Here is a 23,759-nt window from a genome sequence, read left to right on the forward strand (position 1 = left end):
CCTGTCGAGTACCTGCTCACGGTCTGGGCACATTACTGGGACTACTTGGTTTATTTCCTTGCTACCTGTCTTTACTCGAAACCCTCGCCACGCCTATTTGGAGGCCCCTACGATCCATGCATGACACCTAGCTATGGGGGCTTGGCGCTCGAAATTGTAGTACCGGTCTACAACGAAGAAACGGTACTGGAACGCAGCATCACAAGGCTCGCCGAATATCTGACGAATGAAATGCCGTCGACGTGGAAAATCACCATCGCCGATAATGCAAGCACTGACCGGACACCGGTGATTGCCGCTCGACTTAGCGAGCACCTGCCAAACGTTGAGTATCGGCGCCTTGAGGTCAAAGGACGCGGGTACGCGCTAAGGGACGCCTGGTCAGCCTCGAATGCAAAAGTCCTGGCCTACCTGGACGTTGACCTCTCCACGGACCTGGCAGCGCTTCCACCTTTGGTGGCCCCCCTGCTGTCCGGGCATTCTGACATCTCGATCGGCACCCGTTTGGGCCAGAGTTCCCGGGTGAGCCGGGGGCCCAAGCGTGAATTCATTTCCCGGTCCTACAACTTTTTACTCCGCCGCACCATGCAAGTGAGGTTTTCCGATGCACAGTGTGGTTTCAAGGCGATCCGCGCCGACGTAGCCCAGCGGCTACTTCCCCATATTGAGGACAACGGCTGGTTTTTCGACACGGAGCTTCTGATTATTGCTGAGCGTTCAGGGCTTCGCATTCACGAGATTCCTGTCGACTGGGTGGACGATCCGGACAGCCGGGTTGACATCAAGCAGACGGCTCTAGATGATCTCAGAGGGATGGTGCGCGTAGCGGGATCCCTTTTCAAGGGGGTCATTCCGGTTCAAGCCATCTACGCCGAGCTTGGCCGGCGTCCCATTACGTCTGCAAGGCGGCCAAGCTTCTTTGGTCAAGTACTCCGTTTCGGGCTTGTGGGGATTGCCTCCACCGTGGCGTTCGCCGTGCTCTACCTCATCTTGCAGAGCCCATTTGGATCCCAGGAAGCGAACTTCCTGGCCTTACTTCTGACCGCTGTTGGCAACACCGCAGCGAACCGGCGCTTTACCTTCGGGATCGTCGGGCCTTCGAGACTAGTAACCCAGCAGATTCAAGGACTGATTGTCTTCCTGCTCGCATGGGGCATCACTTCTTCGGCCTTGTTCATCCTTCATGCCGCCCAGCCGGATGCACTCCCGAGCGTGGAACTACTGACGTTAACAGGCGCCAATGTCCTTGCGACCTTATTGCGGTTCGTCCTCCTGCGCCTGTGGGTCTTCAGGAACGGACGAAATCAGAAGATCCAGCCACGTCTTGTCGGGGCGCCTATAACGGTCGATGGACGCGTCTCATGAGCCGCCTGCTAAATAGCGACCTCGTTTCCACAGCTACCGACAGAAACAGCGGGTATATCGGTGCAAAACGCACAAGCCCGTGGGAATGGAACCGCCAACTGTTGTTCGTTTTACACCGCATCTGGCGCGGCCCGGACGAGACCGAGCCATGGGAGAGGCGGGCGCTTTTTGGCCTGCTAAGTGTTATCGCAGCCCTGTACCTTTGGGGGCTGGACGCGAACGGCTGGGCCAACCCCTACTACTCGGCGGCTGCTCAAGCGGGAGCTCAGGACTGGAAGGCCTTCTTTTTCGGATCCTTCGAGTGGGGCAATCTGATAACGGTTGACAAGACCCCGTTGAGCATCTGGGTCATGGCCCTGTCAGTTCGGCTGTTCGGTCTCAGCAGCTGGAGCATCCTGGTTCCCCAAGCCCTAATGGGAGTGGCTACCAGCTACCTTTTGTACCGCTTGATGCGGCGGGGTTTCGGTCCGCGCACTTCTCTTTTTTGTGCAGCCGTCTACGCAACCACGCCTGTTGTCATGCTGATGTCAAGGTTCAACAATCCTGAACCGTTGATGGGCTTGCTGACGGTGTCGGCAGTATCCATAACTCTGAAGGCAATGGAGTCCGCCAAGCTGCGGACATTTGCGTTGGCAGGGCTCCTCTTGGGGCTTAGTTTCATGGCTAAACAGGTTCAAGCCCTCCTAGTTTTGCCGGCGCTTGGCATTTCCATCCTTGCCTTCGGCCAAGGGCAGTTCCGGCACAGGCTTCAGCAAGGGATGGTCGCATCGGGAGCCCTTCTAGCCACTTCATTAGGGTGGCTCATTACCGTGGACCTAATTCCCGCTGCCGATCGTCCCTACATCGGTGGATCGGTAAATAACAGCGCACTCGAACTGACTATGGACTACAACGGTCTTGCACGGTTTCTTCATATACCGCTGAATTCCCAAGGCAACAAAGTTTCAGGTACAGCCAGCGACGCCGTGGAGTTCGTCGGAGGCCTACCTCGGCTCCTTAACGGCAACTTCGCCCAGGAGATCGCCTGGTTGTTAGTAACCGGGATCTTCGCGAGTATCGTACTTGTCGTCCTGCATCGCACTCTTAACTTGAGCCGCGGTCAGCGGAACATCGTTGCAGTTTCAATACTTTGGTTCAGCACAGCGCTTCTGGTGCTTTGCTGCATGGGCACGATGATCCATACCTATTACACGTACTCCCTGGGTGCACCTCTTGCTATGACCGTAGCCTTGGGGCTCGCGTCCCTCTGGAAGCTCCGCTATAGAACGGTTCTTCGCGTCCTGGGGGCCATCTTGATTGCGTCTTCGGTGTACGTGGCTATGAGAGTGATGGAATACAGCAATGAGTGGCCTTTGTGGCTGCGCATCGGCTTGTCTGCCCTCGGTTTAGTCGGCGCAATGCTTTGGGTTCTACAACCGACTCGCCGTCACCTCGATCTTCTTACCTCGGCCGTTCTTGCCTGTAGCCTCTTGGCCGCCCCTATAGCAACCAACATATACACGATGTCAACTCCCCAATGGGGCACCAATCCCATGTCAGGGCCAACCGGCAATGATGCCGGCTCTTTGACAAAACTCATGGCAGCTTTGAAGAAGGGGGAGATCCGGTGGGCGCAGCAAACAGCGCTCGGAGTTACCGTTCCAGAGGTGACGGAGATGGTCAGAACCCGAACCTCAAACCAAAAATGGGGAGCCGCAACCTTCACCGCACAGAATGCTGCTCTTTACCAGCTGCAATCCGGAATGCCAGTAATTCCCCTGGGAGGTTGGCTCGGAAGCGATCCAGCACCAACACCGGAGCAGTTTAGGACTCTAGTGGCAGAAAAACAGATCGGGTACTTTATTTTGTCTCAGGACTTGCTGGAGCGGGGCGGTCTAAGTACTCAAACCCAGGAAATCACAGAATGGGTTCGCCGCAACTTCACAGAAGAGGTGGTGGACGGTGTCAGCATCTACGATCTCCGTAAGGAACAATAAGCCAGTGCTCAGCTTCAAGCCTTCAACGCTCGTTTCGAAAATAAACACTGCAGCTCGCTGGTTCCTGCGAGGTCATGGTGGGGAGCCCGTTTGGGAACGCCCGGCGCTGCTCGTGATTCTCGCGGCAAATGCCATCCTTTATTGCTGGGATTTGGGGATCAACGGATGGGCTAATTACTTCTACAGCGCTGCAGTGCAGTCAGGTCTCATGGACCCAGTTGCCTTTTTCTTTGGATCCTCGGATTGGGGAAACTCCATAACAGTGGATAAGCCGCCCCTTAGCCTCTGGGTGATGGGCCTGTCTGCCAGGTTATTCGGCTTCAACCCCACCGCCATCCTGCTGCCGCAGGCTGTCATCGGCGTCGCGACCACACTTTTGATCTACGCCATCCTGCGACGCTGCGTTTCCGGCGTAGCGGCCCTGTTGGGAGCGACCGCCTTCTTTACGACCCCCATAGTCACTCTGATGTCGCGGTACAACAATCCGGATCCTCTGATGCTGCTTCTTATGGTGGCTGCTCTTTGGTTCGTTCTGCGAAGCGTAGAGACAGGCCGAGGCCGTTTCTTTGTCGTGGCCGGAGTATTGCTGGGTCTAGCATTCATGACCAAACAACTGCAGGGCTTGCTGAGTGTCCCTGCGTTCGGCCTTGTCTACCTGACGTTCAGTCCTCAGCCTTGGGTCAGCCGCCTGAGAATAGCGGGTGCCGCGGTCGGCGGACTAATTGTGGCTGGCGGACTCTGGATGACAATAGTGGACCTGATTCCAGAAGATCGACGCCCCTTCGTGGGTGGTTCACCTGGCAATAGCGTTCTGCAGCTCACTCTTGGCTATAACGGGATCGAACGTATTGCCGGAACCGAACAAGATCCGAGTGCACAGCAGTTGCCGCCTCAGTACAGGACAGTTGACAACGACGCTGGCTTCTTTCGGCTGCTAAACGGAAACTACAACCAAGAAGCCTCCTGGCTGTTATTTGCCGCCCTCTTAGCTGCGCTTTGGCTGGCTCTAACTTGGCGCCGAGGTTTTATGACCCGGGCTACCAGAGCCACATACCTTGCATCGAGCCTGTGGTTACTAACAGCATTTCTGCTGCTCTGTTTTATGGGCAACCAAATCCACTCCTATTACACTGCAGCACTGGCACCACCCCTGGCGCTGGTACTCGGTATCGCCGCGGATGAACTAATCAAGAGACGCCGATCGGCGAGAGTACGTTTCGTTGGGGCAGCAATCGCGCTCACGGCTTCGCTATCCGCATGGCTCATTCTGTCCAGCACCACTGGTTGGCCTGCTTGGCTGGCAGGCGCTAATTTAGGCATCGGAATTGCGGCCATATCCGCTTTGATCCTAAGGCCGCCAACAGCAAAAGTTGAAGTGACTGCCGCGGGCGTACTCGTGATGTCGCTTTTCTGCGGCCCCATTATTACGTCCATACACAACGTCGCGACACCTTTCAACGGATCTAATCCGCTCTCTGGCATGCTTTCTAAGAACCCACGAACTATTAGCCACCTACTGGCGGAGTTACAGACCAACAAAATACCTTGGGCTCACGACATAGCTTTCGGGAGGGATCCAGATGTTGAAGTTGTAAATATGCTTGCGAACTCTAACGTATGTACTTGGGCAGCTGCGAGCTACGCCAGTCAGTCGGCCGCGCGTTTGCAGTTAGAGTCGCAGCACGCTGTTATGCCTGTGGGAGGTTTTGCTGGGACAGACCCCTCCCCGACGCTTGACGAATTCAAGAACAGGGTGGCAGCTGGAGAAATCTGCTACTTCGTCGAGCAGGAAGCATTCATTGAGGTCCAATTCCCCGATTCAACGGCCCGTCTAATCTCAAGCTGGGTTCAGCAAAACTTTCGTTCAGAGAAGATCGGCAACACTACCGTGTACCGTCTCGCCCAGGGGTAAATTACGAGAGCAAAAGCCCGCCCCACCAACCGGTGGGACGGGCTTCTGTGCAAGCGGGTTTAGCGCTTAGAGTACTGCTGAGCCTTACGAGCCTTCTTGAGACCGGCCTTCTTACGCTCGATGACACGGGCGTCGCGGGACAGGTAACCGGCCTTCTTCAGTGTCGGGCGGTTGTTCTCGACGTCGATCTCGTTCAGCGAACGGGCGATGCCGAGGCGCAGGGCGCCGGCCTGGCCGGAGATGCCGCCGCCGTGGATGCGGGCGATGACGTCGTAGGCGCCTTCGAGATCAAGGATCTTGAAGGGCTCGTTGACGTCCTGCTGGTGCAGCTTGTTCGGGAAGTAGTTCGCCAGCTCGCGGCCGTTGATGGTCCACTTGCCGGAACCGGGCACGACGCGGACGCGTGCAACGGCTTCCTTACGGCGGCCAACAGCTGCGCCGGCAACGGTCAGGGCCGGGCGCTCCTTCTTGGGCGCAGCTTCAGCAGCTGAGCTTTCAGAGGTGTAGCTGGTCAGGTTTTCCTCGGCCTCGACAGCCTCGGTGGTCTCTTCGTTCTGAGCCACGATTCTCCTTGTATAGATAAGTTGTTTGGTGGCCAGGACTACTGGGCGACCTGGGTGATTTCGAAAGTCTTGGGCTGCTGGGCGGCGTGCGGGTGCTCAGCACCGCGGTACACCTTCAGCTTGCCGAGCTGCTGGGCAGCAAGGGAGTTCTTGGGGAGCATGCCCTTGATGGCCTTCTCAACGGCGCGGACCGGGTTGGATTCCAGCAGTTCCGCGTAGTTGACGGAAGTCAGGCCGCCCGGGTAGCCGGAGTGGCGGTATGCCCGCTTCTGCTCCAGCTTGGCGCCGGTCAGGGCTACCTTTTCAGCGTTGATGATGATGACAAAGTCGCCCATGTCCATGTGGGATGCGAAAGTGGCCTTGTGCTTGCCGCGCAGCAGGATTGCGGTCTGGCTTGCAAGACGACCAAGGACAACGTCGGTGGCGTCAATGACGTGCCACTGGCGGTTGATATCGCCGGGCTTCGGGGTGTACGTACGCACGGTGTTTGCCTCGTTCTTGTTCTGGCGTTCTTTTTTAGGTGTCGCTAGCTCGCGCACCTACTGTCTGCGCGCTACCGGAACAGAGGTGAGGGCTCCATGTAACCAGTCATCCTGAAGTTCCGAATGTGCACGTTGAGTAGTTATCCTGCAACCGGATCCTCAAGCGGGCACGCACCATCGGAATAGGACACGCACAACGACTACCAAGATTAGCGCGTCAGGTGGTTCGGGGTCAAAATGAGGTAGCCGGAGGCCGCTGGGGCCACGCCGGCCCAATCAACGCAGGGGGATGCAGTGTTGTCAACGGCGAACGGGGATCCCACCAGCGCACTGCTAGTCGTTGGCGCCGGGATCCTGGGAGGCAGCCTCTCCCCCAGCGTCGAACTCCTGATTGCGAAGCTTCTTCCGAGGCTCGGCGAGACGCCGGGACTGCAGGCAAGAATTACGACGGCGGCACTCACCGGCATCGCATGTGCGGCCTTTGCCGCGCATTTCGGCAACGCATTGAGCCTTCCAGCGTTCCTTTTACTTGCCGTATTGGGCGTTCAGCTGGCAAGGATCGATGTAGCGCTCCATTTGCTGCCGAATCCCCTCGTTTTGATACTGCTGGGCGGCGGTCTTTTATTACTTCTATTGCCAGGGCTATTTGGTAAGCAATCTGTTGATCTGCTCCGCGCATCCCTGGGCGCGGTTATTTTGTTCGCCGCCTACCTGATTTTGGGACTCATTTCCCCCGGCGGCATCGGGATGGGCGACGTGAAGCTCGCCGCGCCTGTTGGCCTTTACCTGGGGTACCTAGGTTGGAGCCAGCTGCTCTACGGCGGGCTCATTGGCTTCGTCTTGAATGGCATCGTCACAGTGTTTGTGCTCGGTCGAAAAGGCCGGAATAAAGCCACCGAAGTACCCCACGGCCCCTCAATGCTCGGCGCTCTCGCCGCGGTCACGGTCTTCATCGGCTAGCAACCCAGCCGATTATCCTGCCGCACCCCAGCCGCTTCATCAACAACAGCAAGTAGCCGGCCTGATACATATGAACGGCGACTGAGTACTTGACCCCGTATTCAAGTACGTACTTTTGGCGTCTGCCAAAAAAGTCGAGTACCACTACGCATTGTTGCCTCATACCCCCCAGTGACAATCTCTTCTTAGCGAAGTCCAGCCGCTAAAGATTTATGGGGGCAGCTGGAAATTCGTTGAAATCAACAGAATCCAATTTCACCGAATTAAGGAAATAAAATGACTTCTCTTATGGTCTCGATGATGGCTTTCGTTGCCGGCGTCAAGGATCGTTTCGAATCGGAAAAGGGTGCCACGGCAACGGAGTACTCCCTCCTCGTTGGCCTCATCGCCTTGGTCCTAGTTGTGGGTGTAGGTGCATTCGGTGGCGCACTCAACACCTGGTTCAGCAACCTGGGTACCACCGTCGCCAAGTGGTAGCCCGAGCAAACTAAGTGGGACAAATGAAAAATCTACTTCTGGCCGCACAAGTCCTGGGCGCGTGGCTCCACGTTGATTTCAAATCTCAAAAAGGGGCCACAGCCACAGAATATTCGCTTCTTGTCGGACTGATTGCACTAGTCCTCGTGGTGGGCGTTGGCGCTTTTGGCGGCGCCCTCAATACCTGGTTCTCCACTCTGGGCACCACCGTCTCCGGTTGGTAGCCATATCAACGGTGTGCCGCGTTTCTACGCGGCACACCGTTCCTTTCAACAGCTGCAAATGTCCAGGGGGACCCGTGAAACGCAGCCGCAGAACTTCAAAGAATGACCAACGCGGTGCGGTGGCCGTCGAACTGGCGCTCGTGGCCCCGCTGCTCCTGGCCCTAATCGCCGGCATCGTGGAATTTTCCTATATGTATAACACTCAAATATCGCTGTCTCAGGCCGCTCGGGAAGCTGCGCGAACATATGCCGTGACGAAGGACTGGTCCCAAGCCACAACTGCCGGCATTAATGGCGCACCCGGTTCCTCACTGGTTTCGTCGGACTTCACGCTGACTCCCACAACTTGTTCTGGATCGGATCTCACAGTGAAAGTCACCGTTCAGCATACGTTTCCGTCACCTACAGGCTTTGCACTCAAAATCCAGGGAAGCAACATCTCCTTCTCGAAGACATTCGTAACAAATGGAGTAGGAGCCATGAGATGCGGTGGCTAACCCATCCACGCGATCCCCAGAGGGAAGAAGGCGTCGCCGGCGTCATGGTAGTTCTGATGTTGGTGGTCCTAATTGGGGCAGGCGCACTGGCAGTCGACGTTGGCCAAATTTACGCCGAACGGGCGCAACTCCAAAACGGTGCAGACGCCGCAGCGCTGGCTGTTGCCCAAAGCTGCTCCAAGGGAACATGCCAGACTGCGGTGTCTGGTCCGACATCTATTGCCCGGCCTCTCGCTGACTCCAATTCAAAAGACGGCGCGTCAAAGGTAACGAAAATCGACACCAGCGTCCCTGGCAAGGTAACCGTTACGACGTCGACCGAAGACGGTACATCCGGAGCAGGTTTCCTTTCCAAAATGTTCGCCAGTGCACTCGTAAGCGCCGGACCAGCCACCGTTGGCGCCACCGCAACGGCGACATGGGGGGGTCCGTCAAGTGGTCCGGCCTCGCTTCCACTGGCGTTTGCTCCCTGCCAGTTCGACTTTTCTGGTGCAACCGTCGCCATGTTCAACAAGGGAACCGGCAAGAACTGCGCCGGCGACGCATCAGCTTCAGGGAAGGTTATTGCCGGTGGCTTCGAATGGATCAACACCATCTCTGGCACATGTTCGGCAGTCGTACTGCCGCCAAATCCCGCCAATTCCGACCCCACAATGCCCTACGTCAAAAGCGATAACGGCGCCAATATGCCAAGTGACTGCAATGGCAACAAAGGCGACAACATGGCGGATTACGTAGGCAGTGTTGTCCTCATCCCCGTATTCAGTGGAGCCGCAGGCAATGGAGCCGGGGGGATTTACTACATCGAGGGTTTTGCCGCCTTCTATTTGGACGGCTTTGTATTCCCAGGACATTGCGCAGGGACATACAACCTCGTCGCAAGCAAGTGTGGTGGCAGTGACAGCGGCATTCAGGGGCACTTCGTGAAGTGGGTGGCTGACCCCACCAAATATGAAGGAGGGGGTTACACCGACGGTGGGACCACCGTACCGCCTTCGCTCGTCAAGTAGCAATCATCAAAGGGGAAAGTAATGAAAGCACGCCTACTGGGAGGCATAGCCGCGCTGGTTGTAGCAGTCATTGGCACGGTCCTTCTCTTCAATTACGTGCAAGGCGCGGACCGACGCGCCTTGGCGAACACCGAAACAGAGGACGTACTGGTTGTGAAACAGAACGTCCCGGCCGGAACACCGGCCAGTCAACTCGCTCAATACGTCACTACTAAAGCAGTGCCACGCACCGCCGTCGCCGCCGATGGTGTCCACGATCTCAACTCACTGGGATCAACTGTTACTTCAGTGGCACTGGTACCGGGCGAACAACTTCTAAGCAGCCGTCTGGTTGATGCAAATGCCTACCTCGGCCCCTCCAGGGTTGCTGTTCCTGCCGGGCTTCAGGAGATAACTCTTCGCTTGGGTATTGAGAGGGTAGTGGGCGGCAAAATCCAGGCCGGCGACACAGTGGGCGTCTTCATCTCCATGGCCGACTCTGCGGGTGGCGGCAACGGAACCCAGCTGACGTTTCACAAGGTTCTGGTTACGGCCGTCCAGTTCAGCTCGGGAGCCGCGGCGCAAACGCAGGCGCAATCCACTCAAGGGAGCTCATCGGGTGCCCTCAATGCCGCCAGCGAGAACAAGCCGGCAACAAGTGACTCCTACCTGATCACCCTCGCACGGAATGCGATCGACACCGAAAAGCTGGTTTACGCAGCTGAATTCGGGAAGGTTTACCTCTCCAAAGAACCGGCTGACGCCACCGAGGGCACTGACGGCGTCGTCAATCAGACAAAGGTATTCAAATGAGCCGCTTCATATTGATCTCGCCGTCAACTGACTACGAACGGAAAGTTCGCGCGTCAGTAGCGCCCCTCAGCGGCTCATTGCAGTATTTCCAGGCCGCATACCTCCCCGAGTCCCCTGACGATATCCTCCGGCAACAGGCAGGCGAACCACCGGAGGTGCTGATTCTTGGCCCTGGCCTTCCGCAGGACGAAGCTCTCAAATTCGCAGCGGTGATGGATCTCCAATACCCGGAAATCAGCATCGTCCTGGCGGCCGATGACGACGGCGAACTGGCCCTTAACGCGATGCGTTCCGGCATCCGCGACCTAATCCCCCCGTCAGCCGATATGGATCAGATCCGGGCACTGGTGGAACGGGCAAGCCTTGCCGCAGCTGGACGCCGGCGCGGTCTGGCCCCCAACACTGCCGAGCGTCCCGCCGCTGAAGGAGGGCGGGTCATCGCGGTCATGTCTCCCAAAGGCGGCGTAGGCAAGACAACGGTTGCAAGCAACCTGGCGATCGGATTGGGACAGATTTCGCCGATGAGCGTGGTAATTGTCGACCTGGATCTCCAGTTCGGTGACATCGCAAGCGGCCTGATGCTCGAGCCCGAATTCACGATCACGGAAGCAGTGGTAGGTGCCGCAAGCCAGGACGCCATGGTGCTTAAGACATATCTGTCTCTGCACCCCAGTAACATTTACGTCCTGTGTGCGCCCCGAAATCCCATCGACATGGATCGGATATCCGGCGAAAATATCAGCCACCTGCTGCGCCAATTGCGGGCCGAATTCCAGTATGTGGTGGTCGATACTGCACCCGGCCTGGGCGAGCACGTGCTGGCAACACTGGAGCAGGCCACGGATGCTGTTTGGGTTTGCGGCATGGATGTTCCCAGCATTCGTGGATTGCGGACTGGATTCCAAATCCTTTCGGAACTGGATCTCCTTCCAGATAACAGGCACGTTGTCCTCAACATGGCCGATCGGCGGACAGGCCTTACTGTCCAGGACGTGGAGGCCACCATTGGCGCTCCAGTTGACGTCGTCTTACCTAAGTCCCGCGCCGTACCGTTCTCCACGAACAAAGGAGTCCCCCTTCTCCAGGACGGAAGCCGGGATGGAGCGGCGAAAGGCCTGCGTCGGCTGGTGGAGCGTTTCAAACCCAACTGGGAAGCACCACGCAAGAAGGTTCATAGAAGGGCGGTAGTGCAGTGAGTCTCTCAAACCGTTTTGCCAAGATGCGTGGCGAATCCGATCCCGTTGCTGTCGCAATGCCCCCATCTGCCGCCTCCACTCTGGGCGCTATCCAGCAGGCGCAGGCAGCAGAGCAAGCCCAAGCCCCGGTGACGGTGGAAGTTACAGGCGGGATTGCGAGCGAAGCGCTTACTGGCCTTAAGGAGCGTGCGAGCCAGGCATTATACGAAAGGCTCGGCTCCCGGATCACTGACTCATCCCTTGAGGAGGCGGAGCTCCATCAGTTTGTGAAGGATGAGTTGAAGGCAGTCGTCGACGAAGAACAGGTCCCGTTGTCACAGGGTGAGCGACAGCGACTCACGCGGGAGATCATCGACGACGTTCTAGGGCACGGGCCGCTGCAGCGGTACCTTGATGACCCGTCAGTCACAGAAATTATGGTGAACAGAGCGGACCAGATTTATGTGGAGCGGAACGGCCACCTGTTCCTCACTGACACTAAGTTCAGCAATGAAGAGGCGCTGCGGAGGGTCATCGAACGGATCGTCACCCGGATTGGTCGGCGGATCGACGAATCCTCCCCGCTTGTGGATGCCCGCCTGGCTGATGGATCGCGCGTAAACGCCATCATTCCCCCGTTGGCCGTCAACGGCGCGTCTCTGACTATTCGAAAGTTCGGGCGGGAGGCGTTGACGGTACAAAAACTGATCAGCTTCGGAAGCCTGTCCCCGGAGATGGCCGAACTGCTCCAGGCCTGTGTCCTGGCCCGGATGAACATCATCGTCTCCGGCGGTACCGGCACCGGTAAAACGACAATGCTGAATGTCCTTTCGTCTTTTATCCCTGCCACAGACCGCATTGTGACCATTGAGGATGCGGTGGAACTGCAACTCCAGCAGGACCACGTGGTCAGGCTTGAAAGCCGGCCGGCAAACATTGAGGGCAAAGGTGAAGTGTCCATCCGTGACCTGGTCCGCAACTCCCTCCGCATGAGGCCGGACCGGATCGTGGTTGGTGAGGTCCGCGGGGGCGAATCTCTGGACATGCTGCAAGCGATGAACACCGGTCACGACGGTTCAATCTCGACCGTGCACGCTAACTCACCACGGGACGCGGTGGCCCGGCTGGAAACCCTCGTCCTGATGGCGGGGATGGACTTGCCCCTCCGAGCGATCCGGGAGCAGATCGCATCAGCCGTCAACCTGATCGTGCATATCTCCCGGCTTCGCGACGGAACCCGCCGAGTTACTCACATAACTGAAGTGCAGGGCATGGAAGGCGACATCGTCACGCTTCAAGATGCTTTCGTCTTCGACTACTCTGCGGGCATTGACGCGAACGGCCTATTCCTTGGGAAACCTGTACCCACTGGAGTCCGGCCCCGCTTCACTGACAGATTCGAGGAACTGGGAATCAAGATCTCACCTGCCGTTTTTGGCGCACGAGTGCCAAGGAGTCAATAGATGGAAATCCCAGAAGCTCCGGTCACAGTCTTGATCGCGGGAGTGCTGCTTATCTTCATCTCGATCATTGTCACCTTCGTCGTCGTACTGAAACCCCGGCACGCGATCCCGCTATCACGCCGACGTCCGGACGTGCCCGCAAGTACATCCAGGCTGACACTCCTCACCGAAACGGCAGTCGGTGCCATCAACAAGCGTATGAAAGGGAGAAACGACTTCCTGGTCAACCGTGACAAACTGGAACGGGCTGGACTGAAGACCCAGCCGGCCGACTTCCTGCTCATGATGGGCGCGGGCGCCCTGGCAGGCAGCGTATTCGGTTTTCTGCTTGGGGGGCTCTTCTTCGCAATCATTTTGTTCGCAGTTGTTCCCGCCGGAATGCTCGCCTGTCTTTCGGTACTCACCTCAAGGCGCAAGAGCAAGTTCGACGAGCAGCTGCCGGACACCCTGCAAATGCTGACGGGAAGCATGCGGGCCGGCCACTCCCTTCTACGGGCTATTGATGCGTCAGCACGGGAAAGCGATGCCCCTATGTCGGAAGAACTGAGTAGGATCGTCAACGAGACTCGGATCGGTCGTGATCTTGGGGAATCCATGACGGAAGTGTCCACCCGTACCGGCAGTGAAGACTTTGGGTGGATCTCACAAGCCATCGAAATCCACCGTGAGGTAGGCGGAGACCTGGCGGAAGTGCTTGACCATGTCGGGGAAACTATCCGCGATCGCAACCAGATCCGTCGCCAAGTAAAAGCCCTGAGTGCAGAGGGAAAGATGTCCGCTGCTGTTCTCATGGGCCTGCCAGTGGTTCTGTTCTTCGCACTCATCCTGATCAACGGTCAATACGCAAAGACATTTACGAGCACGGTTCCCGGGTTCCTGATGCTTGGCGCTGCCGCTGTGATGCTCACTGCCGGCGGGTTTTGGCTCAGCCGGCTGATCAAGCCAAAGTATTAGGAGAGCGACATGTCACCTATTGCACTCGGCGCCATACTTGCCATCATTCTGCCCGTGTCCTATCTGGTTTGGTCTGTAGCCGCTACGGACAGGGTTGCCATCCGGAACATACAGGCCAATCTGGGGCAGCGTGCCAGGAACGCTGCCCCACAAACCCTGTCACTGGAATTCAGCGCCTTCACCCGCAAAGTCACGCCGGTCCGCTATGTAACCTGGCTGGACAAACAGCTCGCTGCCCTGGGGCGCCCCAAAGAGTGGCCCCTCGAACGCCTACTGGCCGTAAAACCGCTGCTGGCCCTCGGAGCCGGACTCTTCGGCCTGTTCTACTTCTTTGCCTCGCCGGAGCCGTCACGCTTCGCGATCCTCCTTGCCGCTATTGCGTTTGGCTACTTCGCTCCGGACCTGCTGATACGCACTAATGCTGAGAAGCGGAGAGACAAAATCCGGCAGGAGCTGCCGAACACCCTTGACCAGATGCTGATCTCCGTTCAAGCGGGCCTCGGATTTGAGGCTGCGATGGCCCGTACGGCTCAAAATGGGGACGGCCCCCTCGCGGACGAAATGACGCGCACCCTGCAGGACATGCAGGTGGGGCGTTCCAGGAAGGAAGCCTACCTGGCTATGTCGGATCGTGTTGATGTTCCCGACCTGCGCTCATTCCTACGTGCCATTGTGCAGGCGGATGCGTACGGAATCGCCATCGCAAAAGTCCTGAAGGTTCAAGCCCACGAAATGCGGATGAAGCGCCGCCAGCGGGCCGAAGAACACGCAATGAAGATCCCCGTGAAGATCCTCTTCCCGCTCATCTTCTTCATCTTCCCGACCCTCTTCATCATCCTTTTGGGGCCGGCAGTCATGAACATCATCGCTGCATTCTCCTAGGAGGAGATATGAAGAACCTGGTCACAACCTTGTCCCTGGCCCGAAGCATCACACAGCGGCTTAGGAGTGAAGAAGACGGGGCCACCGCAACTGAATATGCGATCACAGTAGGTTTCATTGCCATCGTGATTGTGGCCGGTGTGGGCCTATTTGGAATCTCGCTCAACGGCTACTTTGGCAACCTCACCGCCGGGATCAAGACGGCGCTGGGTATTCCCTAACATTAGCGCCCAGCGCAGCGACCCAAGGCGCCCAAAGACCGGACCCCCTCGGCACCCAGAACCGAGGGGGTCCTTTGGTTGGAGAACACTCAATTCCAGGTGGCCCGAAAAGCGAGCGGCTGACAATACCGGGGTCCATCTACCGCCGATGTTCCGTCGAGGTCAAGATGAAGGTTGTCAGATTCCTTGTGGCACTCTTTGCAGCCAGCGCGCTAACCGGTTGCCTGCCCCAAGGGGCCCACTTGCAAACTCGCCCGCCGGAGAAGCCTCGTTCTACGGAAACTTCCTCAGTGGCCCAAACCCCGCTGCCTCTCCAGGGATACTCCGGTACATTCCACATCCTCGACAGCAACGGCCGCACCTTCGACCTCGCATATGACTACGAGCCCTCGCGAATAAAGCCCCGTCCTGTGGACTATGGCGGCGCCGAATTTACAGAGGTACAAGTCGAGGCGGCTTACAGGATGAAAATACTGAACACGTCAGAGACCCAAACACTGTCCTTTCAACCAACGTCTGTTTGGGAGGCAACTTTCGGACTTTACGCGCTTTGGGAGTCACCGAATACTCTCTGCGACGGCCTTATTGGGCCGGGTCGAAAAGGACACTGGTGCGGGGTGGAACTTACTCACTTCCACATCGAGCAGGAAGTCTTGCCGGGCACCTCATTGCAGCTCACACCACACCCCGGGTTTCGGACTCCTACCCCGTGCAAGGTGGGACAGTCGCCGTTGATCCCTCCCACCTGCCAGGAATCAGGAATAATTTGGCTCGGCCTGACAACATTGCCATCACATACCAAGGCAAGGATGGCCGCCGCTTCATCAACTCCTGCTATCGGGAAGCCAACCTAAGGTACAACCCGCAGTCTGCGGCAGAACTGCGGGACTGGGATCTCATGGTGGCCGCACGCGACGGCGTGTGCCACGCATTCATGGACAAGAGCATCTTCCCAGGCATGTCCAGCTCCGCAGATCCGGATGGCGGGTATACCTACCTCGACTAAACGGCGGGTCCGAACCCAGGGTAGGCATAGAAAAGACGCAGTGAAAGCGCAGGAAACGTACAAGGCGTAAAGGCTTTGCGCAGGATGTTGCAAGATCGGGTCAGCACTGGATCAAGCGTTGCTAACTTCGATTCAGTGCTGGTGCAGGGCCAGCCAATCCGTCTCGCTCAGGAGTCTCAGATGCTTTCTCTCTACACCAACATCATGATCCGTCTTCGCAGTGAAAAAGGCGCAACCGCCGTTGAATACGGCATCATGGTCGCCCTCATCGCCGTAGTCATCATCGTCGCCGTCAGCACCCTGGGCGGCCAGCTTGGCACTATGTTCAGCGGCGTTTCCAGCGACATTGCGCACCCGTCCAAGACGGCCATCCCCTCCCCGTAGCAACACCCGCCGCCGTTCCGGACCCCATATCGAAATGGCGGCACTCTGCGCGACAGAAACTAGCAAATCCAAGAGGAGGTGCAACAGGTGAGACGCGAGTCGGAACGCGGCGCAGCCGCCGTCGAATTCGCAATCCTGCTGCCCCTCCTCTTGATGCTTGTGCTGGGAACTATCGAATTCGGCCGGGCGTACAACGCCCAGATCACCCTGACCAACGCAGCCCGCGACGGCGTGCGGGTCATGGCGATCAATAACGATCCAATCGCAGCGAAGACAGCAGCCCAAAACGCGGCAGCCTCAGTCAGCAGCAATATCCCCTCCTCCGCCATCACGCTCAGCACTACCACTTGCAGCACAGGAAACCAGGTGACGCTGACCATCAATTACACGCTGTCTACGATCACCGGCATTGCCGGTCCGTATCCCATGATCGGCAAGGGAGTAATGCTGTGCGGAGGCTAAACCGGCGTGCGCGAACAGACAATCAGCAGGCCGAGCGCGGCGCCATAAGCGTCATTGTCGCCATCCTTCTGGTGACGCTCCTCGGCTTCGTCGCCATGGCGGTAGACGTTGGCCGAATTTACTCCGAGCGCGCACAGTTGCAAAACGGTGCAGACGCGGCAGCAATTGCTTTGGCCCAGAAGTGTGCGCGCAACGCATCAGATTCGCTGTGCACAACGTCTACCCTCGCCGGAAGCCTTGCAAACCAAAACGCCCTGAATGGGATGAGTAACGTCAACAACATCCAGCTCAGCACGACGGCGGGAACGGTTTCGGTCACTACAACGGCAAAGGAAAACGGCGCCCCGGATAACTCCGTTTCTCTCTTCTTCGCAGGGGTCCTCGGCATCCCATCGATGCAGGTGGCGGCGAAATCGTCCGCAGTCTGGGGAAGCCCCAGCAAAGGGCCCACAGCGTTTCCCCTCGCTTTTTCCATTTGCCAGGTGCAGACAATGGTGGACAAAGGCCTGCAGGTCCTTCAAAACAAGGACAGCTCCAGTAACCAAAATAAGGACAGCACCAAAAACGCCAACCCCGGTTGCACCCTTCCGTCGGGAGGGACTGTGCCGGGCGGCTTCGGCTGGCTGGCCCAGGACGCCGGGAAGTGCGGTGCCAGTATCGACTTGAGCGTCAACGAAAGCGGCAGCGACCCAACCAACACCAAAACAGGCAACAGCGCCCCCAGCAACTGCGAGGCCACGCTCAATGGCTGGGCCGCCGACATCACAGCCGGGCGCAAAGCTGTCGTCCTCCTGCCGGTGTTCGACAAAGCTACCGGCACAGGCGCTGGTGCCGTTTACCATCTCACGGCTTTCGCCGCCTTCAACGTCGTCGGCTGGAAGTTCAGCGGACAAGACAACACAACTCCCTACTCGTTCAACAACACGGCACCAAAAGGGTCAGGTTCCGCTGCCACAGCCACATGCACAGGCGATTGCCGGGGCATCATCGGACAGTTCGTCACATATGTTTCCCTTGCCGATGGCTTCACGCTGGGTCCCACCAACCCTTACGGCCAATACGGGGCCAGCATCGCCCGTCTCACGCTTTAACCAGCAATAACAATCAGGAGTTGAAAGTGAAATCTCGCATGCTCGCCGGCACGGCCGCCGTAGCCCTGGCGCTTGTGGGAGCCCTCCTCATCATCGTCTATGCCAACGGCGCCGACGCACGGGCGATGGCCACTACTAACCCCAAGAAAGTGCTGGTGGTCCAAAAGGCCATCCCCGCCGGAACCCCTGTGAACGACATGACGGCGTCGCTCGTCATCGAGGACGTTCCCGCGGCCGGTGTAGCCACCACCGCACTCACCTCCTTAGACGGCAAGGGCGGAACGGTCGCCGCCGTCGACCTGGTCCCCGGCGAACAGCTCCTCGCCGAGCGCCTCGTTGCACCCGCAGATGCCAAGAGCAGCAGTGCAGCCAAGGTGCCAGCCGGCTTGCAGGAAGTCACCTTCGAGTTGGAGCCAAAAAAGGTAGTAGGCGGTCGGCTTGAAGCCGGAGACCACATCGGCATCGGGTTCAGCTTCCCTCCCGGCGCGGACAAGAGCAAGCCTGGCGAGCCCACCACCCAGTTGACCCTCCGTAAGGTCCTGGTCACCGCTGTCCAGCGCGCACCGCAGGCAACCGCAAAACCCACCGACGGCAGCAACGCCCAGGACACCACCCTTCCGCAGGGATCATTCATGGTCACCGTAGCCGTGAATGACATCGACGCCACCAAGATCATCTACTCCTCCAACAACGGTGACCTCTGGCTCACCAAGGAACCCCTCGACGCGCAGGACAACGGCGGCTTCATCGCCAGGAAGGACACGGTGTACAAATGAGCCGTTTCGTCCTCCTCTCCCCCAGCGCCGAGTTCGACCAGAAGCTGCGCGCCGCCGTCGCCCACGGTCTTCGCGGCACCGTGCAGACCATCGCGAGTGACATCCTCCCGGCGGGCCCTGCGGAGCTGTTCGCCCTCCTCAACCAGGAGCAGCCGGAAGTGCTGATCATCGGCCCGGACGTCCCCTACGAGGAGGCGCTGCGGTTCGCCAAGGTCTTCGACGTCCAGCTGCCCGGACTCAGCCTGGTCCTGGTCAGCGACGTGGACCCGGACTACCTCCTCTACGCCATGCGCGCCGGCATCCGCGACATCCTCAGCCCGCAGGCCGACGCCGCGGAAATCCGGGTACTGCTGGAACGCGCCTGCCAGTCCTTCGCCACCCGCCACCGCGGCCCGGAGACCCAGCAGGCAGAAGCAAACAGCAAGGGCCTGGTCATCGGCGTCTTCTCCCCCAAAGGCGGCGTCGGCAAGACCACCCTGGCCACCAACATCGCCATCGGCCTGGGCCAGATCGCGCCCATGAGTGTGGTCATCGTGGACCTGGACTTGCAGTTCGGCGACGTCGCCTCCGGCCTCTACCTCAACCCGCAGCACACGGTCACTGACGCCGTCACCCCCGCCGCGGCCCAGGACTCCCTGGTCCTCAAGGCCTTCCTGACGGTCCACCCGGCCGGCATCTACGCGCTGTGCGCCCCGCCCAACCCGGTGGACGCGGACCACATCACCCCGGAACAGGTCAGCCACCTGCTGGAGCAGTTGGCCCAGGAGTTCCAGTACGTGGTCATCGACTCCGCCCCGGGCATGCCGGAAATCGGCCTTGCCGCCATGGAACAGTGCACCGACGTGGTCTGGGTCAGCGCCATGGACATCCCCAGCCTGCGCGGCCTCCGCTCCGGCCTGGAAGTCCTCCGCCAGCTGGACATCATGCCTGAATCCCGCCACGTGGTCCTGAACATGGCCGACGCCAAATCCGGCCTGAACGTCCGGGACGTCGAGTCCACCATCGGCGCGCCCGTGGACGTCAGCGTCCCCCGCTCCCGCGCCGTGGCCCTGTCCACCAACCGCGGCATCCCCGTCCTGCAGGAATCCAAGAAGGACCCCGCCGTCAAGAGCCTCCGCCAGCTCGTGGAGCGCTTCAACCCGGCATGGCGCACGCAGGCCCAGCGGAAACTTCACCGAAGGGTGGTCATCTGATGAAACTCTCCGAACGCATCAACGCGGTCCAGTCGCGCAACCAGGCGGCCGGGACCGCGCTGCTGGAGCCGCCCCTCCCGGCCCCCGCGCCCTCGCCGGCCCCCGCGGACAGCGTGGAGCGGCACCCGGCGCATGCCGCCGTCGTGCATTCAACGCACGACGCCGGCACCCCCTTGGTGCCCGCGGCACCCAGGGTGGATGTCTTCGCAGCCATGAAGGACAGGGCGGCCACTGCGCTTTTCGAGCAGATGGGAACGCGGTTCAACGACGGCGCCGTCACCGAGCAGGAACTGCGGAGCACGGCCAAGAAGGAACTCACCCGCATCGTGGACGCCGAGCAGGTGCCGCTGACGCCGGAAGAACGCACCCGCTTGGTCCAGGACGTTGCCGATGACGTCCTCGGTTACGGGCCCCTCCAGCGCCTCCTCGACGATCCCGCCGTCACCGAAATCATGGTCAACCGCATGGACCAGATCTATGTGGAGCGCAAGGGAAAGCTCACGCTTAGCGAATCCCGGTTCAGCTCCGAGGAGCACCTGCGCAAGGTCATCGAACGCATCGTGTCCAAGGTGGGCCGCCGCATCGACGAATCCTCCCCGCTGGTGGACGCCCGCCTGGAGGACGGCTCGCGCGTGAACGCAGTCATCCCGCCGCTGGCCGTGGGCGGTTCCTCGCTGACCATCCGAAAGTTCAGCAAGACCCCGCTGACCGTCCGCAACCTCATCGACTTCGGCACGCTGACGCCGGAGATGGCCGAGCTGCTGAACGCCTGCGTTAAAGCCAAACTGAACATCATCGTCTCCGGTGGCACGGGCACGGGCAAGACCACGCTCCTTAACGTCCTGTCCTCCTTCCTGCCGCACGATGAACGGATCGTCACCATCGAGGACGCCGTGGAACTGCAGATCCAGCAGGACCACGTGGTGCGGCTGGAAAGCCGGCCGCCCAACACCGAGGGCAAGGGCGAAGTCACCATCCGCGAGCTCCTCCGCAACTCCCTCCGCATGCGCCCGGACCGGATCGTGGTGGGTGAGGTCCGTGGCGGTGAATCGCTGGACATGCTCCAGGCCATGAACACCGGCCACGACGGCTCCCTCTCCACCGTGCACTCCAACTCGCCCCGTGACGCCGTGGCCCGCCTGGAAACCCTGGTGCTCATGGCCGGGATGGATCTGCCGCTGCGCGCGATCCGGGAACAGATCGCCTCCGCCGTGAACCTCATCGTTCAGATCTCCCGCCTCCGCGACGGCTCCCGCCGCATCACCCACGTCACGGAGGTCCAGGGCATGGAAGGCGACATCGTCACCCTCCAGGACGCCTTCGTGTTCGACTACTCGGCAGGCGTGGACGCACAGGGCCGGTTCCTGGGCAGGCCGGTGGCCACCGGCATCCGGCCCCGCTTTATCGACCGGTTCGAAGACCTCGGCATCCATGTGTCCCCCGCGGTGTTCGCCACCCCGCTGGGCCCGGGCCTGAAGTAGGGACGGGCCCATGATCATCGCCATCGGAAGCGTCATCCTCCTCGCAGCCATCTGCCTGCTGGGCGTGGCCGTGCTCCTGCCCAGCGCCCCCTCGGTGCCGCTGGACCGCCGTCGCCCGTTTGAACCCGAGCCGCCCTCCTCGCTGACCCGCCTGGCACTTTCCGGCGTCAGGTCATTCGAACGCCTCCTCGCCGGCCGGAACGTCAAGCTGTTCTCCCGCGCGGAACTGGACAACGCGGGCCTGAGGCTCAGCCAGGCCGAGTTCTTCCTGCTGGTGGGGATCGGCGCCTGCGTCGGCATGCTGGTGGGCCTGGTGACCGTAGGCCCCTTCATGGGACTGCTGCTCGCTTTGCTGGCACCGTTCGTAGGCAAACTGGTCCTCGGATTCCTGGCCGGCAAGCGCCGCACCGCCTTCGACGGCCAGCTGGGCGACACGCTGCAGCTGCTCTCCGGCGGCCTGCGCGCGGGCCACAGCATCCTGCGCGCCATCGACGCCGCCGCGAACGAGTCGCAGAAGCCAACGTCCGAGGAGATGCGGCGGGTGATCACCGAGACCAGCCTCGGCCGTGACCTGCTCGCCGCCCTCAACGACACCGCCGACAGGATGAAGAACGAGGACTTCGTCTGGATCTCGCAGGCCATCCAGATCAACCGCGAGGTGGGCGGCAACCTGGCCGAGGTGCTGGACCAGGTCAACGAGACCATCCGCGAGCGCGCGGAGATCAAGGGCCACATCAAGGCCCTGGCAGCGGAGGGCAAGTTCTCCGCCTACATCCTGATCGCCATGCCGTTTGGCATCGTGGCCATGTTGCTGGCTGTGAGCCCCAGCTATATGAATTCGATGTTCACCCATCCGCTGGGCTGGGTGATGATCGGTGCTTCCTTTGTCCTGATGACCATCGGTGCGCTGTGGATGCGCAAGATCATCGACCTGAAGTTCTGAGGACCCCATGAACCTCATCGTCCTGCTCTCCGTCCTGCTGGTCTGCCTCCCCCTGGGGGCAGTGGCCTGGTCCGTCCTCACCGTGGACAAGCAGGGCCGCGTCGCGGTCACCGACCTGCTCTCCCGTGGCGCCCCGCCCGTCGCAGCTGCACCCACCGGAGCGCCCGCACGGCTTGAAGCCCTGGGCCGGCGCCTCACTCCCCCGGCCTACGTCGCGTTCCTGGACCGCCTCTTGTCCCTCGCCGGCCGCCCCGCCTCCATGCCGCTGGGAAAGGTGCTGGGATCCAAACTCGCCCTCGGCCTGGCCGGGGTGGCCATGGGCGGCTACCTCGCGGGGATCGGAAGCAGCCCGCTGATGAAGCTCGCCGGGATCTTCGTCCTGTTCCTGGGCTACTTCATCCCGGACCTGCTCCTCTACAGCAAGGGGCAGGAGCGGCAGAAGGCGATGCAGCTCGAACTGGCCAACACGCTGGACCAGATGTTGATCTCCGTGGAGGCCGGGCTTGGCTTCGAAGGCGCCATGGCCCGGGCCGGTGAGAACGGCAAGGGCCCGCTGGCCGAGGAACTGGTCCGCACCCTGCAGGACATGCAGGTGGGACGCAGCCGCCGCGAGTCCTACATCGCGCTGGCGGAACGGACCAGCATCCCTGAACTGCGCAGCTTCGTGCAGGCCGTGGTCCAGGCCGACACGTACGGCATCGCGATCAGCCGGGTCCTTCGCGTCCAGGCCAAGGTTATGCGGGTAAAGCGCCGCCAGCGGGCCGAGGAAAAGGCCATGAAGCTGCCGGTCATGATCCTTTTCCCACTGTTGTTCTTTATCTTCCCGGTCCTCTTCATCGCCATCCTGGGACCGGCCGTGATCAACACCGTGATGACGTTCAGCGCACAATAAACGATACGCAGGGCGACGGCAAGGTTGCCTCAAGGTTTACACAGAATGATAAGAAATTGGACGCCGAAGGATTTCCAGGAAGTAGCCTTGAACAATGCAGAGTCAGGATCCCGGTTCCAGCGGAAAGAGCCCCGCTGTGGACTCCCCGCCGGCCGGGGTCTCGTCGCCTGCAGCCCCCGGGCCGGCCGCAGGTGCGTTCCCTTCACTGGAAGCGGCTGCGCTCTTGCCGCTCATTGATGCAGCGGTGCTGGAGGAGCTTGAGGACGAACTGGCCGGATCAGGGCTGGCCCAACGCTTTGCCCGTGACTACGCCGCCATGTGGGACCTGCGCCTGGCCCGGCTGGGAACAGCCGTGGAGAGCCAGGACGAGGCCTCTGCACTGGATGCCGTCATCAGCCTGAAGATCAGCTCCGCCATGGTGGGCGGACTCCGGTTGGCCAGGCTGGCGGAACTCCTCGAAGGCCTGATCCGGAAGGGCGACTTTGTCCAAGGCCAGGCCATGATGGCCGGCGTGGCCCAGGACGGGGCGCGGACGGTGTCCGAGCTGCAGTCGACCTACATCCTGGGAAAGGGCTGAC

26 protein-coding genes are annotated in these 23,759 nt (G+C 59.9%); 24 read left to right on the forward strand and 2 right to left on the reverse strand.

Annotation, left to right across the window (positions count from 1 at the left end):
- Nucleotides 1-120: 120 nt before the first annotated feature.
- From VIK36_RS15405 to VIK36_RS15415, 3 genes are read left to right on the forward strand one after another with little or no spacing between them, the layout of a single operon-like run.
- Nucleotides 121-1,365: a bifunctional glycosyltransferase family 2/GtrA family protein gene (locus tag VIK36_RS15405; RefSeq protein WP_324642598.1), complete on the forward strand. Its 1,245-nt coding sequence runs from the start codon at nt 121-123 to the stop codon at nt 1,363-1,365.
- Entirely contained in the window at nt 1,362-3,341 is a 1,980-nt protein-coding gene (locus VIK36_RS15410) for an ArnT family glycosyltransferase (RefSeq protein ID WP_324642599.1), read from the forward strand. The genes VIK36_RS15405 and VIK36_RS15410 overlap by 4 nt, the downstream gene beginning before the upstream one ends.
- Before the next feature lie 4 nt (nt 3,342-3,345).
- On the forward strand, nt 3,346-5,253 hold the full coding sequence (locus tag VIK36_RS15415) for a glycosyltransferase family 39 protein (RefSeq protein ID WP_324642600.1): 1,908 nt from the start codon (nt 3,346-3,348) through the stop codon (nt 5,251-5,253).
- Nucleotides 5,254-5,312: 59 nt separating this feature from the next.
- Here the strand turns inward: VIK36_RS15415 and rpsI are convergent, their stop codons facing one another.
- Together rpsI and rplM are read right to left on the reverse strand one after the other, a co-directional pair.
- Entirely contained in the window at nt 5,313-5,816 is a 504-nt protein-coding gene (gene rpsI, locus VIK36_RS15420) for a 30S ribosomal protein S9 (RefSeq protein WP_175316342.1), read from the reverse strand.
- Between the two features lie 38 nt (nt 5,817-5,854).
- The gene (gene rplM, locus VIK36_RS15425; RefSeq protein WP_015937805.1) at nt 5,855-6,298 is read right to left on the reverse strand and encodes a 50S ribosomal protein L13; all 444 of its coding nucleotides are present in this window, start codon (nt 6,296-6,298) and stop codon (nt 5,855-5,857) included.
- Between the two features lie 297 nt (nt 6,299-6,595).
- On the opposite strand from rplM, the gene VIK36_RS15430 reads away from it, so the two are divergent.
- From VIK36_RS15430 to VIK36_RS15530, 21 genes are all read left to right on the forward strand, one after another.
- Complete coding sequence (locus VIK36_RS15430) at nt 6,596-7,258, forward strand: prepilin peptidase (RefSeq protein WP_324642601.1); 663 nt, start codon at nt 6,596-6,598, stop codon at nt 7,256-7,258.
- Between the two features lie 276 nt (nt 7,259-7,534).
- Nucleotides 7,535-7,735, forward strand: coding sequence for a Flp family type IVb pilin (locus VIK36_RS15435; protein WP_324642602.1), 201 nt, complete (start codon nt 7,535-7,537; stop codon nt 7,733-7,735).
- A gap of 23 nt (nt 7,736-7,758) precedes the next feature.
- Nucleotides 7,759-7,959 carry a Flp family type IVb pilin gene (locus tag VIK36_RS15440; RefSeq protein ID WP_324642603.1) on the forward strand — a complete coding sequence of 67 codons (201 nt, stop codon included), beginning with the start codon at nt 7,759-7,761 and terminating at the stop codon, nt 7,957-7,959.
- Between the two features lie 119 nt (nt 7,960-8,078).
- A complete protein-coding gene (locus tag VIK36_RS15445) occupies nt 8,079-8,456 on the forward strand; it encodes a TadE/TadG family type IV pilus assembly protein (RefSeq protein WP_324645298.1) in 378 nt (125 codons plus the stop codon).
- The gene (locus VIK36_RS15450; protein ID WP_324642604.1) at nt 8,444-9,466 is read left to right on the forward strand and encodes a pilus assembly protein TadG-related protein; all 1,023 of its coding nucleotides are present in this window, start codon (nt 8,444-8,446) and stop codon (nt 9,464-9,466) included. The genes VIK36_RS15445 and VIK36_RS15450 overlap by 13 nt, the downstream gene beginning before the upstream one ends.
- Before the next feature lie 21 nt (nt 9,467-9,487).
- Nucleotides 9,488-10,258, forward strand: a complete 771-nt coding sequence (gene cpaB / locus VIK36_RS15455) for a Flp pilus assembly protein CpaB (RefSeq protein ID WP_324642606.1) — start codon at nt 9,488-9,490, stop codon at nt 10,256-10,258.
- Nucleotides 10,255-11,454: an AAA family ATPase gene (locus VIK36_RS15460; protein WP_324642607.1), complete on the forward strand. Its 1,200-nt coding sequence runs from the start codon at nt 10,255-10,257 to the stop codon at nt 11,452-11,454. The genes cpaB (VIK36_RS15455) and VIK36_RS15460 overlap by 4 nt, the downstream gene beginning before the upstream one ends.
- 56 nt (nt 11,455-11,510) lie before the next feature.
- Complete coding sequence (locus VIK36_RS15465) at nt 11,511-12,896, forward strand: CpaF family protein (RefSeq protein ID WP_324645299.1); 1,386 nt, start codon at nt 11,511-11,513, stop codon at nt 12,894-12,896.
- A complete protein-coding gene (locus tag VIK36_RS15470) occupies nt 12,897-13,850 on the forward strand; it encodes a type II secretion system F family protein (RefSeq protein ID WP_324642608.1) in 954 nt (317 codons plus the stop codon).
- Nucleotides 13,851-13,859: 9 nt separating this feature from the next.
- Nucleotides 13,860-14,732: a type II secretion system F family protein gene (locus VIK36_RS15475; RefSeq protein WP_324642609.1), complete on the forward strand. Its 873-nt coding sequence runs from the start codon at nt 13,860-13,862 to the stop codon at nt 14,730-14,732.
- Between the two features lie 8 nt (nt 14,733-14,740).
- Nucleotides 14,741-14,953, forward strand: coding sequence for a Flp family type IVb pilin (locus tag VIK36_RS15480; protein WP_224026646.1), 213 nt, complete (start codon nt 14,741-14,743; stop codon nt 14,951-14,953).
- A 766-nt stretch (nt 14,954-15,719) separates the two neighbouring features.
- Nucleotides 15,720-15,959 (forward strand): hypothetical protein, encoded by a 240-nt coding sequence (locus VIK36_RS15485; protein ID WP_324642610.1) that lies wholly within the window; start codon nt 15,720-15,722, stop codon nt 15,957-15,959.
- Between the two features lie 180 nt (nt 15,960-16,139).
- Nucleotides 16,140-16,343 carry a Flp family type IVb pilin gene (locus VIK36_RS15490; protein WP_324642611.1) on the forward strand — a complete coding sequence of 68 codons (204 nt, stop codon included), beginning with the start codon at nt 16,140-16,142 and terminating at the stop codon, nt 16,341-16,343.
- 87 nt (nt 16,344-16,430) lie between these two features.
- Nucleotides 16,431-16,805: a TadE/TadG family type IV pilus assembly protein gene (locus tag VIK36_RS15495; RefSeq protein ID WP_324642613.1), complete on the forward strand. Its 375-nt coding sequence runs from the start codon at nt 16,431-16,433 to the stop codon at nt 16,803-16,805.
- The gene (locus VIK36_RS15500) at nt 16,793-17,896 is read left to right on the forward strand and encodes a Tad domain-containing protein (protein WP_324642614.1); all 1,104 of its coding nucleotides are present in this window, start codon (nt 16,793-16,795) and stop codon (nt 17,894-17,896) included. Before VIK36_RS15495 ends, VIK36_RS15500 begins: the two co-directional genes overlap by 13 nt.
- Before the next feature lie 26 nt (nt 17,897-17,922).
- A complete protein-coding gene (gene cpaB, locus VIK36_RS15505) occupies nt 17,923-18,672 on the forward strand; it encodes a Flp pilus assembly protein CpaB (RefSeq protein WP_324642615.1) in 750 nt (249 codons plus the stop codon).
- Complete coding sequence (locus VIK36_RS15510) at nt 18,669-19,865, forward strand: AAA family ATPase (RefSeq protein ID WP_324642616.1); 1,197 nt, start codon at nt 18,669-18,671, stop codon at nt 19,863-19,865. Before cpaB (VIK36_RS15505) ends, VIK36_RS15510 begins: the two co-directional genes overlap by 4 nt.
- Complete coding sequence (locus VIK36_RS15515; RefSeq protein ID WP_324642617.1) at nt 19,865-21,346, forward strand: CpaF family protein; 1,482 nt, start codon at nt 19,865-19,867, stop codon at nt 21,344-21,346. The genes VIK36_RS15510 and VIK36_RS15515 overlap by 1 nt, the downstream gene beginning before the upstream one ends.
- 10 nt (nt 21,347-21,356) lie before the next feature.
- Complete coding sequence (locus tag VIK36_RS15520; RefSeq protein WP_324642618.1) at nt 21,357-22,289, forward strand: type II secretion system F family protein; 933 nt, start codon at nt 21,357-21,359, stop codon at nt 22,287-22,289.
- A gap of 7 nt (nt 22,290-22,296) precedes the next feature.
- Nucleotides 22,297-23,181 carry a type II secretion system F family protein gene (locus VIK36_RS15525; RefSeq protein ID WP_324642619.1) on the forward strand — a complete coding sequence of 295 codons (885 nt, stop codon included), beginning with the start codon at nt 22,297-22,299 and terminating at the stop codon, nt 23,179-23,181.
- A gap of 94 nt (nt 23,182-23,275) precedes the next feature.
- The gene (locus VIK36_RS15530) at nt 23,276-23,758 is read left to right on the forward strand and encodes an Hpt domain-containing protein (RefSeq protein WP_324642620.1); all 483 of its coding nucleotides are present in this window, start codon (nt 23,276-23,278) and stop codon (nt 23,756-23,758) included.
- Nucleotide 23,759: the final 1 nt, after the last annotated feature.

Source organism: Pseudarthrobacter sp. LT1 (genome assembly GCF_035621795.1).
Taxonomy (GTDB): domain Bacteria; phylum Actinomycetota; class Actinomycetes; order Actinomycetales; family Micrococcaceae; genus Arthrobacter.